The organism is Streptomyces sp. Isolate_45 (assembly GCF_024721315.2).
Classification (GTDB): domain Bacteria; phylum Actinomycetota; class Actinomycetes; order Streptomycetales; family Streptomycetaceae; genus Streptomyces.
Window position 1 is genome coordinate 1 of sequence record NZ_JANFAK020000237.1, and the last position, 9,932, is coordinate 9,932.

The 9,932-nt window shown below is 69.7% G+C and carries 9 protein-coding genes; 6 read left to right on the plus strand and 3 right to left on the minus strand.

Annotated elements, in window-relative coordinates; all coding sequences use genetic code 11:
* The 4 genes from sucB to NOD94_RS38215 form a co-directional block, all read left to right on the plus strand.
* The coding region (gene sucB / locus NOD94_RS38200) for a 2-oxoglutarate dehydrogenase, E2 component, dihydrolipoamide succinyltransferase (RefSeq protein WP_281210849.1) at positions 1 to 1,057 on the plus strand (1,057 nt) is incomplete at its 5' end.
* A 182-nt stretch (positions 1,058 to 1,239) separates the two neighbouring features.
* Positions 1,240 to 1,863: a GntR family transcriptional regulator gene (locus tag NOD94_RS38205; RefSeq protein WP_281210856.1), complete on the plus strand. Its 624-nt coding sequence runs from the start codon at positions 1,240 to 1,242 to the stop codon at positions 1,861 to 1,863.
* Between the two features lie 316 nt (positions 1,864 to 2,179).
* Positions 2,180 to 4,864: a pyruvate dehydrogenase (acetyl-transferring), homodimeric type gene (gene aceE / locus NOD94_RS38210; RefSeq protein WP_281210850.1), complete on the plus strand. Its 2,685-nt coding sequence runs from the start codon at positions 2,180 to 2,182 to the stop codon at positions 4,862 to 4,864.
* A 209-nt stretch (positions 4,865 to 5,073) separates the two neighbouring features.
* Positions 5,074 to 5,595 (plus strand): DUF4240 domain-containing protein, encoded by a 522-nt coding sequence (locus NOD94_RS38215; protein WP_281210851.1) that lies wholly within the window; start codon positions 5,074 to 5,076, stop codon positions 5,593 to 5,595.
* A gap of 34 nt (positions 5,596 to 5,629) precedes the next feature.
* On the opposite strand, the gene NOD94_RS38220 is transcribed toward NOD94_RS38215, so the two are convergent.
* Complete coding sequence (locus NOD94_RS38220) at positions 5,630 to 6,400, minus strand: SDR family oxidoreductase (protein WP_281210852.1); 771 nt, start codon at positions 6,398 to 6,400, stop codon at positions 5,630 to 5,632.
* An 85-nt stretch (positions 6,401 to 6,485) separates the two neighbouring features.
* On the opposite strand from NOD94_RS38220, the gene NOD94_RS38225 reads away from it, so the two are divergent.
* Positions 6,486 to 7,217 carry a TetR/AcrR family transcriptional regulator gene (locus NOD94_RS38225; protein ID WP_281210853.1) on the plus strand — a complete coding sequence of 244 codons (732 nt, stop codon included), beginning with the start codon at positions 6,486 to 6,488 and terminating at the stop codon, positions 7,215 to 7,217.
* 43 nt (positions 7,218 to 7,260) lie between these two features.
* On the opposite strand, the gene NOD94_RS38230 is transcribed toward NOD94_RS38225, so the two are convergent.
* Positions 7,261 to 7,650, minus strand: a complete 390-nt coding sequence (locus NOD94_RS38230; protein ID WP_281210854.1) for a hypothetical protein — start codon at positions 7,648 to 7,650, stop codon at positions 7,261 to 7,263.
* 164 nt (positions 7,651 to 7,814) lie between these two features.
* Positions 7,815 to 9,224 (minus strand): type I glutamate--ammonia ligase, encoded by a 1,410-nt coding sequence (gene glnA, locus NOD94_RS38235; RefSeq protein ID WP_031148608.1) that lies wholly within the window; start codon positions 9,222 to 9,224, stop codon positions 7,815 to 7,817.
* A gap of 185 nt (positions 9,225 to 9,409) precedes the next feature.
* On the opposite strand from glnA, the gene NOD94_RS38240 reads away from it, so the two are divergent.
* Positions 9,410 to 9,877, plus strand: coding sequence for an RDD family protein (locus tag NOD94_RS38240; RefSeq protein WP_281210855.1), 468 nt, complete (start codon positions 9,410 to 9,412; stop codon positions 9,875 to 9,877).
* The last annotated feature ends 55 nt before the right edge of the window (positions 9,878 to 9,932 follow it).

Here is a 9,932-nt window from a genome sequence, read left to right on the forward strand (position 1 = left end):
GGCCGCCCCGGCTCCGGTTGCCGCCCCGGCCGCCGCCGCCCCGGTCGCGGCTCCGGCTCCGGCCGCTGCTCCGGCGCCCGTGGCCGCTCCGGCTCCGGCCGCTCCCGCCGCCACGGCTCCGGCCGGCGACGAGGGCGCGTACGTGACCCCGCTGGTGCGCAAGCTCGCCTCGGAGTCCGGCGTCAACCTGTCGACCGTTTCGGGCACCGGTGTCGGTGGCCGCATCCGCAAGCAGGACGTCATCGCGGCCGCCGAGGCCGCGAAGGCCGCTGCCGCCGCTCCGGCTGCCGCGACCGCCGCTCCCGCCGCCAAGGCTCCGGCCGCCGCGGTGTCCGAGCTGCGCGGTCAGACGGTCAAGATGACCCGCATGCGCAAGGTCATCGGCGACAACATGATGAAGGCCCTGCACTCGCAGGCGCAGCTCAGCTCCGTGGTCGAGGTGGACATCACCAAGATCATGAAGCTGCGCGAGAAGGCCAAGGCCGGCTTCCTCGCCCGCGAGGGCGTCAAGCTGTCCCCGATGCCGTTCTTCGTCAAGGCCGCGGCCCAGGCGCTGAAGGCCCACGCGGTCGTCAACGCCCGGATCAACGAGGACGAGGGCACCATCACCTACTTCGACTCGGAGAACATCGGCATCGCCGTGGACTCCGAGAAGGGCCTGATGACCCCGGTCATCAAGGGTGCCGGTGACCTCAACCTGGCGGGCATCTCCAAGGCGACCGCCGATCTGGCCTCCAAGGTCCGCGGCAACAAGATCACGCCGGACGAGCTGTCGGGCGCGACCTTCACCATCAGCAACACCGGCTCGCGCGGCGCCCTGTTCGACACGGTGATCGTGCCCCCGAACCAGGTCGCCATCCTGGGCATCGGTGCCACGGTCAAGCGCCCGGTGGTCATCGAGACCGCCGAGGGCACCAACATCGGCATCCGCGACATGACGTACCTGACCCTGTCCTACGACCACCGCCTGGTGGACGGCGCGGACGCGGCCCGGTACCTCTCGGCGGTCAAGGCGATCCTTGAGGCCGGCGAGTTCGAGGTCGAGCTCGGCCTGTAAGGTCCCCGGACCGAAACGCCACATACGAGGCCCCCGCCCGGATTCGTCCGGGCGGGGGCTTCGGCGTTGTAACGAGCCTCACCAAGCGTCACCCGCGAGGAACGCATCGCAGCAGGCCACGACCGCCGTATTGTCTACGGCATCAGGCCCCGCGTGCCCCCACAGGAGATGAAGCGCCGATGATCACCCCACCCGTCGTGCACTCGCTGCGCGAGCAGATCCGCGAGCACATCGTGGAGGGGATCGTCAGCGGCCGCTGGAAGCCCGGCGAGCGGATCGTGGAGCGGCGCATCGCCGTCGAGCTGGAGGTCAGCCAGACGCCCGTGCGCGAGGCCCTGCGGGAGCTGGAGACGCTGCGGCTCATCGAGTCGGCCCCGAACAAGGGCGTACGCGTACGGAACCTCTCCGCGGCCGACCTGGAGGAGATCTACCCCGTCCGGGCCGGACTGGAGCAGATCGCCGCCGAGTTGGCGGCTCCCCGCCTGGCCACCGACTGCACGGCCCTGGAGCCGCACGTGGCGGCCCTGTGGGAGGCCGACCGCACCGAGGACGGCACCGCGCAGGTGCGGCACACCGTGGGCTTCCACCGGGAGATGGTGCGGGCGGCGGGGAACAGCGTGCTGCTCCACACCTGGGAGTCCCTGGGCATCGAGGTGTTCACGGCCCTGTCCATCCGGTGGCTGGGAACGGTCCAGAAGTCCTACGCCGAGGAGCACGAAGCCCTCGTGGCGGCTTTTCGGTCCCAGGATCCGGACATCGGATTGCTCGTGAAGCGGCACGTTCTCGGCTGCGCCCCGCGCGCCTGAACACGGCCCGCCGGACCGGTCCGGGGCACGCCCCGGGTCACCGGCGAAACCGGCGCTGACCTGCGATTTCGAGCAAATCTCCAGGGGTCTGCCGGCGCCCTGTCGTGCACTCGATCCACGGGCACGCCGTGCCTCTATCGCTGGCACCGGGTGCCGACTTTCGCCGGAGTGACATTTATTTGTCACTTTTATTTGATCGATCATCGATCAGCGCTTTACAGTCAACGCGGACCCCACCGGGTCCAACGACCCTGTCCTGCCCGTCAGGGTTCTTATCACCACCACCTCTCCTTTGTCCGGAAGGCGGCGCACACCGATGTCCGACCCCGTAGGAAAGCTTCCGAGCGAGCTCGACCAGCTCCCGGACCGCGACACCGAGGAGACCGCCGAATGGGCGGCCTCACTCGACGCCGTCGCCAAGGCCGCCGGTACGCGCCGCGCCGAATACCTGCTCCGCCGTACGCTCCAGCACGCCGAGGCCGCCGGCCTCGCCCTGCCGAAGCTGCTGGAGACGGATTACGTCAACACCATCCCCACCTCCGCTGAGCCCGAGTTCCCGGGCGACGAGGAGATGGAAGCCAGGATCACCGCGTGGAACCGCTGGAACGCGGCCGCCATGGTGACGCGCGGCTCCAAGTACGGCGTCGGCGGCCACATCGCCACCTTCGCCTCCGCCGCGTGGCTGTACGAGACCGGCTTCCAGCACTTCTTCCGCGGGAAGGAGGCCGACGGATCGGGCGACCAGCTCTACATCCAGGGCCACGCCTCCCCCGGCATCTACGCCCGCGCCTTCCTCGACGGACGCGTGTCCGAGCAGCAGCTCGACAACTTCCGCCAGGAGTCCGGCGGCAACGGCCTGCCGTCCTACCCGCACCCGCGGCGCCTGCCGTGGCTGTGGGAGTTCCCCACGGTCTCCATGGGCCTCGGCCCGCTGTCGGCGATCTACCAGGCGCGCTTCAACCGCTACCTGCAGAACCGCAGCATCAAGGACACCGCCAACTCGCACGTCTGGGCCTTCCTCGGCGACGGCGAGATGGACGAGCCCGAGTCGACCGCCGCCCTGGCCCTGGCCTCCCGCGAGCAGCTCGACAACCTGACCTTCGTCATCAACTGCAACCTGCAGCGCCTCGACGGTCCGGTCCGCGCGAACTTCCGCGTCGTCCAGGAGCTGGAAGCCCAGTTCCGCGGCGCCGGCTGGAACGTCATCAAGTCGCTGTGGGGCTCCGCCTGGGACGAGCTGTTCCAGCTCGACACCACGGGCGCCCTGGTACGCCGCCTGCGCGAGGTACCCGACGCGCAGTTCCAGACGTACGCGACCCGCGACGTGGCCTACATCCGCCAGCACTTCTTCGGCGCCAACGCCGAGCTCGTGCAGCTGGCCGGCGTGCTGTCCGACGCGAAGATCGCGGAGTGCTTCCACAGCTCCCGCGGCGGCCACGAGCCCCGCAAGGTCTACGCCGCGTACAAGGCCGCCCTGGAGCACAAGGGCGCGCCGACGGTCATCCTCGCGCAGACCGTCAAGGGCTACACGCTGGGTGCCGGGTTCGAGTCGAAGAACGCGAACCACCAGATGAAGAAGCTCACGATCGACGAGTTCAAGGACATGCGTGACCTCCTTGGCCTCCCGATCCCGGACAGCGCCTTCGCCGACGGCGTCGTCCCCTACGGCCACCCGGGCGCGAACAGCCCCGAGGTCCGGTACCTGAACGAGCGCCGCGCGGCGCTCGGCGGTCCCGCCCCGGCCCGCAACGTCAAGCACGTCGCCCTGCCGGCTCCGGCCGACCGTTCCTTCGCCCCGCTGCTCAAGGGTTCCGGCAAGCAGGAGATGGCCACCACCATGGCCTTCGTCCGCCTCGTCAAGGACCTGATGCGGGACAAGGAGACCGGCAAGCGCTGGGTGCCGATCGTCCCCGACGAGGCCCGTACCTTCGGTATGGAGTCCCTCTTCCCGTCGGCCGGCATCTACTCGCCGCTGGGTCAGACGTACGAGCCGGTCGACCGCGACCAGCTCATGTACTACAAGGAAGCCAAGGACGGCCAGATCCTCAACGAGGGGATCACCGAGGCCGGCGCCATGGCCGACTTCATCGCCGCCTGCACGTCGTACGCGACGCACGGCGAGCCGATGATCCCGTTCTACATCTTCTACTCGATGTTCGGCTGGCAGCGCACCGCCGACCAGATGTGGCAGCTCGCCGACCAGCTCGGCAAGGGCTTCATCGTCGGCGCCACCGCCGGTCGCACCACGCTGACCGGTGAGGGCCTCCAGCACGCGGACGGGCACTCGCACCTGATCGCGTCCACGAACCCGGCGTCGCTGAACTACGACCCGGCCTTCGCGTACGAGATCGCGGTGATCGTCAAGGACGGTCTGCGCCGGATGTACGGCGAGAACCCGGAAGACGTCTTCTACTACCTGACGGTCTACAACGAGCCGAAGGTGCAGCCCGCGATGCCCGAGGGCGTCGAGGAAGGCATCCTCAAGGGCCTGTACCGCTTCAACACGGCGGCCGACCTGGCGGAGGCGGCCCCGGCCTCCGACGCCCCGAAGGTCCAGCTGATGGCCTCCGGTACGGCGATCCACTGGGTGCTGGAGGCGCAGAAGCTCCTCGCCGCCGAGTGGAACGTGGCCGCCGACGTCTGGTCCGCCACCTCCTGGGGCGAGCTGCGCCGCGAGGCGCTGGAGTGCGACGAGGCGCTGCTGCGCGGCGAGCTGCGCACCCCGTACGTCACCCGTGCCCTGGAGGGCGTCACCGGTCCGGTGCTCGCCGTTTCCGACTGGATGCGTCAGGTCCCGGACCAGATCAGCCAGTGGGTGGAGCAGGACTGGACCTCGCTGGGTACGGACGGCTTCGGTCTGTCCGACACCCGTGAGGGCGCCCGCCGCCACTTCGGTGTCGACGCCCAGTCGATCGTCGTGGCCGCGCTGGCCCAGCTCGCCCGTGGCGGCGAGGTACCGGCGTCCTCCGTCAAGGAGGCCCGGGAGCGCTACGGCCTGTAGGCCGGAACGCGCCGTGTGACCCGCCCGTGAGGCGGCCCGCCCAGGAGGGGACGGGCCGCCTCACGGCGTTTTCCGCCGACGCCCGCGGCGGCTCCGTCCGCCGTCCGGCGCTCGCGGCGTGAGGCGTACGGGGCCGGGCGGGGGTAGGACACCGGCCTTTGGCCGTATGAGCGGTGGCGGCGCGGGGGTGGACCCGTGATGCTGGAGCGGTGATGGACGAGACGGAGTTCTGGGAGATCGTCGACCGTACCCGCGAGGCCGCCGAGGGCGACCCCGAGGAACATGCCGAGCTGCTCGTCGATCGGCTGGCGCAGCTCGATCCGGACTCCGTCCTGGACTTCGCGCGGCATTTCGAGTCGCGCTACAACCGGGCGTACACCTGGGACCTGTGGGGCGCCGCGTGGGTGTTGCTGGACGGTGCGAGCGACGACGCCTTCGACTACTTCCGGTGCTGGCTGATCGGGCAGGGCCGGGAGGTCTTCGAGGCCGGGGTCCACGACCCGGACCACCTGGCGGAGCTGCTGGGCGAGTTCGACGAGGAGATCGACGGGGACGGGGAGGAGCTCGGGTACGCGGCCGACGAGGCGTACGAGCAGCTGACCGGTGCGGTGGCCCCGGATCTCGGCGTCCCGCTGCAGCCGGCCGAGCCGGAGGGCACTCCGCTGGACTTCGAGGACGAAGCCGTGCTCGCGGAGCGCTTCCCCCGGCTCTGGGACCGCTTCCGGGACTGATCCCGGGACACGGTCGGGATTGCCGGTCACAGCACTAGTAGTGCGTGCCGCCGTCGATGCGGATCTCGGTGCCGGTGATGAACGCGCCGTCCTCGGAGCCGAGCATGGCGACGACGCCGGCGACGGTCTGCGGGCCGGCGAAGCCCTGGCCGAGGGCCGGGGCGAGCTTGGTGAACAGGCTCCAGTCGGTGTCCTCGGGCAGACCGGGGCCGGTGCCGGTGGTCATGCCCGACTCGATGGATCCGGGGGCGACGGCGACGAAGCGCAGGCCCTGCTTGCTGTATTCGGCGGCCAGGGCGTGGGTCATGGACTGGATGCCGCCCTTGCTGGCCGCGTAGGCGGACATGTAGGGGTGGGCGAAGGTCGCCGAGGTGGAGCTGAAGTTCACGACGACCGGCTGCTCGCCCGCGAGGAGCGCGGGGAGCGACTCGCGGATCATGAGGAAGGTGCCGGTCAGGTTGACCGCGATGACCTTGTTCCAGAAGTCGAGCGTGGTCCGGTGGGTGTGCGCGGAGCGCAGGATGCCCGCCGCGTTGACGAGGACGTCGAGACCGGTGAGGGCGTCGACGGCGTCGGCGACGCCCGCCTTCACAGCCGCTTCGTCGGATATGTCCAGGACTGCGGTGCTGAGCCGGTCGGCGCGACCGTCCGCGGCGGCCCGGTCGGCCGTGGCCGCGAGCCCGGCCTCGTTGACGTCCACGGTGTGGACGCGGCCGCCTTCGGCGAGGATGCGGTGGACGGTGGCCCGGCCGATGCCGGACCCGCCACCGGTGATGAGGACGCGACGTCCTTCGTAACGGTTCATGGGCGAAGCGTACCGAGTTGATGGCACGTTTTGCCAGACTGTCAAAGCATGCAATCGCCCGCATGCCGGACGGTACGCTTCACCTGTGAGATCTCCTCGTCCGTACTCCCCCCAGAGCGGCCCCGGGACCCAGTCGCTGACCGAGCGCCGCAAAGCCGCCACCCAGCTCGACATCGCCCGCGCGGCCTGCGACCTGTTCGCCGAACACGGCCCCGACGGCACCACAGCCGAAGACATCGCCCAGCGCGCGGGCGTGGCGCTGCGTACGTTCTACCGCTATTTCCGCAACAAGCAGGAGGCCGTGGCCCCACTGCTGGCCGGCGGGGGCGACGCCTGGCGGGCGCTGCTCGCGGAGGAGGACCCGGGCACCCCGCTGGGGGAGGCGCTGGCGCGGGCGATAACCCGGTCGCTGAGCGACTCCCAGGCGGTCGAGGAAGGGCTGGAGGTGACCCGCGGACTGCTGCGCGCCGCCACGGCCGACGAGGCCCTGCGGGCGGTCTGGTACCGGGTGAACCAGGATTCCGAGGAGCGTCTGGTTCCGGTGATCGCCAGGCTCGCCGGGCCGGGCGCCGAGCCGCTGGCCGTACGCCTGCTGGCGGCGGCCGCCACCGACGCGATCCGCATCTCGCTGGAGCTCTGGTCGGACACCGACGCCCCCGTGGCGGGTCCCGGCTCCCCCGCCGAGATGGCGGTGCGCTGCCTGCACGACCTCACCGGCGCGATGCCGCTGCTGCGACGCCCGGCGGACCGGGCGGGCTCCGGCGCCGAACCGTCCTGGAGGAGCCACCCGGAACGCGGGGGGCCTCCGGGGGCTTGATGGCCACCTGGAGGCCCGCCGCACGTCGGCGCGCCGGTCGGCGCTAGTCGTTGTAGCGGTACCCGCCGCCCCAGCCGTCGTTCCAGCCGCCGTGGTGGTCACCGTCGTCGTAGTAGTAGCCGCGATCGCCGTCCCCGCCGTAGTAGTGGGGGTTCCAGTTGCCGCGCCAGTTGGCGTCGTAGTAGTTCGAGTTGTAGTAGCGGTCGTTGTCGCGCCAGTCCGGCTCGTACCAGCCGCCCACACCCTGCCCGCAGTACCGGCTGTCCCAGTTCCGGTCGCAGCAGTCGTCGTAGCGCGAGTCGCACCAGCCGCCCCCGCCTCCGCCCCCACCCCCGCCTCCGGTGACCGCTGCCGAGGCACTGCTGACGGGCAGGAGGCCCATGGTGAGGCCCGCGGCTCCGGCTACGACTGTGGCGATGATCCTGCGGCGCATCTTCATGCACCTCCGAACGTGTCTCGCTTATCCGGCTTTCAGGTCATTTCCACCCTCACTCGGCCCGACCGGCCTGTCAAAGCGGAAAGGCCTCCCGTCGCACTCCGTGGAGTGCGACGGGAGGCCTCCCATCAGGCATGACGCGTTGTTTCGAGGGCTACGACCTAGAGGTCGAAGTACAGCTCGAACTCGTGCGGGTGCGGACGCTGCGCGATCGGGGCGATCTCGTGCGTGCGCTTGTAGTCGATCCAGGTCTCGATCAGGTCGGGGGTGAAGACACCGCCGGCCAGGAGGTACTCGTGGTCCTCCTCCAGGGCCTTGAGGACGTCCTCGAGGCTGGTCGGGACCTGCGGGACGCTCGCGTGCTCGTCGGGCGAGAGCTCGTAGAGGTCCTTGTCGATCGGCTCCATCGGCTCGATCTTGTTCTTGACGCCGTCGAGGCCCGCGAGCAGCAGCGCCGCGAAGGCGAGGTACGGGTTGGACGACGGGTCCGGGGCGCGGAACTCGACGCGCTTGGCCTTCGGGTTGGAGCCCGTGATCGGGATGCGCATCGCGGCGGAACGGTTGCGCTGCGAGTACACCATGTTGACCGGCGCCTCGAAGCCCGGAACCAGGCGGTGGTAGGAGTTCACCGTCGGGTTCGTGAAGGCCAGCAGCGACGGGGCGTGCTTGAGGATGCCGCCGATGTAGTAGCGGGCGGTGTCCGACAGGCCCGCGTAGCCGGCCTCGTCGTAGAACAGCGGGTCGCCGTTCGCCCACAGCGACTGGTGCACGTGCATGCCCGAGCCGTTGTCACCGAAGATCGGCTTCGGCATGAAGGTCGCGGTCTTGCCGTTGCGCCAGGCGACGTTCTTCACGATGTACTTGAAGAGCATCAGGTCGTCGGCCGCGGCGAGCAGCGTGTTGAACTTGTAGTTGATCTCGGCCTGACCGCCGGTGCCGACCTCGTGGTGCTGACGCTCGACCTGGAGGCCCTGGGCGTCCAGTTCCAGGGAGATCTCGGCGCGCAGGTCGGCGAAGTGGTCGACCGGGGCTACGGGGAAGTAACCACCCTTGTAGCGGACCTTGTAACCACGGTTGTTCTCCTCGGAACCGGTGTTCCAGGCGCCGGCCTCGGAGTCGATGTGGTAGAAGCTCTCGTTCGCGGTGGTCGCGAAGCGCACGCTGTCGAACACGTAGAACTCGGCCTCGGGGCCGAAGTACGCGGTGTCGGCGATGCCGGTGGAGGCGAGGTACGCCTCGGCCTTCTTCGCGATGTTGCGCGGGTCACGGCTGTAGGCCTCGCCCGTGATCGGGTCGTGGATGAAGAAGTTGATGTTGAGCGTCTTGTCCTTGCGGAACGGGTCCAGACGCGCGGTGCTGATGTCGGCACGCAGCGCCATGTCGGACTCGTGGATCGCCTGGAAGCCGCGGATCGAGGAGCCGTCGAAGGCCAGCTCCTCGTTCGGGTCGAACGCCCGCCCCGGGATGGTGAAGTGCTGCATCACACCAGGCAGGTCGCAGAAGCGGACGTCAACGAACTTGACGTCGTTCTCCTCGATGTACTGCTTCACTTCGTCGGCGTTCTGGAACATCCAACTCCTCCTACTCCCGGCCCCGGGGCAGGGGCGGGTTTTATAGCTCGTGGTGCGTCAGTGCGGTGCCGCACGCTGACCCGACCATAAGCAGACGGGATTTCCCAAGCATGACCCATTTGTTTCGCACAAGTTAACCAGGGTCCCGTCGGAGGTCGATGGAGCACCACCGGTACCGTGGTCGAGTGGACAACAGGCAAGCAATCGGATCCTGGCTTTCCGGCCCCCGTGCGGCCGCCGAGGACATGGGCGTCGACTTCGGCTATCCGGGCCAGCAGCTCGGCCTGCCCCGGTCGGGGCCCGGCTCCGTGGCCCGCTTCGGCCGCCGGATCGGCGCGGTCGTCATCGACTGGGTCGGCTGCCAGCTCATCGCATACGGACTGATCACGGGCGGCGACCTGGCCGCCACGGGCAACTGGACGCTGGGGATCTTCGTCGCCCTGACGATCCTCACCGTGGGGACCGTGGGCTTCACCCCCGGCAAGCGGATTCTCGGACTCCGGGTCATCGGGCAGGACGGCAACCGCCTCGGCATCGTCCGCGTGGTGGTCCGCACGCTGCTGCTGGCCCTCGTCATCCCGGCCCTGGTCTGGGACCGGGACGGACGCGGCCTGCACGACCGGCTGGCCGGCGCGGTCCAGGTCCGCATCTAGGCAGCACCCAGGGCGCGCGACATACGAGTACGACGCAGGGGCGCCCCCGAGCCGG

Bases quoted from the DNA above. Each gene is read 5' to 3' on its own strand.
- aceE (WP_281210850.1), top strand. From the start codon at position 2,180: ATGTCCGACCCCGTAGGAAAGCTTCCGAGCGAGCTCGACCAGCTCCCG.
- NOD94_RS38220 (WP_281210852.1), bottom strand. From the start codon at position 6,400: ATGAACCGTTACGAAGGACGTCGCGTCCTCATCACCGGTGGCGGGTCC.
- NOD94_RS38230 (WP_281210854.1), bottom strand. From the start codon at position 7,650: ATGCGCCGCAGGATCATCGCCACAGTCGTAGCCGGAGCCGCGGGCCTC.
- glnA (WP_031148608.1), bottom strand. From the start codon at position 9,224: ATGTTCCAGAACGCCGACGAAGTGAAGCAGTACATCGAGGAGAACGAC.